The sequence below is a fragment of the Streptomyces longisporoflavus genome, from assembly GCF_014649775.1.
Classification (GTDB): domain Bacteria; phylum Actinomycetota; class Actinomycetes; order Streptomycetales; family Streptomycetaceae; genus Streptomyces; species Streptomyces longisporoflavus.
This window is the reverse complement of sequence record NZ_BMTR01000128.1, coordinates 1-764: the sequence shown is the minus strand read 5'-3', so window position 1 is coordinate 764 and position 764 is coordinate 1. Positions and strand designations below refer to the sequence as shown.

Below are 764 nucleotides of genomic sequence, written 5' to 3'. Positions count from 1 at the left end.
TCCTTCACGGCGGAGTTCGAGGACGCGCCGGGCAAGCTGAAGAAGCTCAAGAAGAGCTACGAGATGGCCGGCGACGCGCTCTCCGCGTACTGGCCGGAACTGGAACGCTCCCAGGCCCTGGCCGACAAGGCCCTGGCCAAGGGCCGCGAGGCCCAGACCAGCCTCTCCGCCGCCCAGACCCGCCTGACCTCGGCCGACTCCTGGGTGGACAAGGCGGGCAAGGAAGCCGACAAGTACAAGGACGACGAGGGGTCCAAGGCCGGCAAGGACGTGCCCAAGCCGGACCCGGACAAGGTCAAGGCCGCCACCCGCAACGCCACCGCCGCCGAGAAGGCCCAGACGGCGGCGAAGTCGGACGTGTCCGCCGCGCAGAGCAATCTGGACGCGGCGAAGAAGATGGCCGAGGACGCCCGCAAGATGCGCGAGAACGCGGCGGGCACGGCGAAGAAGAAGCTGGAAGAGGCCTCCGACGCCGGTATCCAGAACCGCAAGTGGTGGGAGGAGGTCGGCGACTGGGTCACCGACAACTGGGACACCATCGTCGCCGTCTGCAAGGTCGTCGTCGCGGTCCTGGGCGTCATCGCCATGATCATCGGCGGCCCGATCCTCGGCGCGATCGTCCTCATCGCGGCCCTCGTGGTATTGGCCGACACCCTCCACAAATACGCGAACGGGGAAGCAGGACTGCTCGACGTAGCCTTCGCGGCCCTGGACTGCATCCCGGGCATGAAGGGCCTCACCAGCCTCCGCGGCCTCGCCAAGGG

1 pseudogene is annotated in these 764 nt (G+C 68.3%); it reads left to right on the top strand.

Annotated elements, in window-relative coordinates:
* Nucleotides 1-764 (top strand): annotated as a pseudogene (locus IE226_RS43705) (hypothetical protein); the annotation flags it as partial.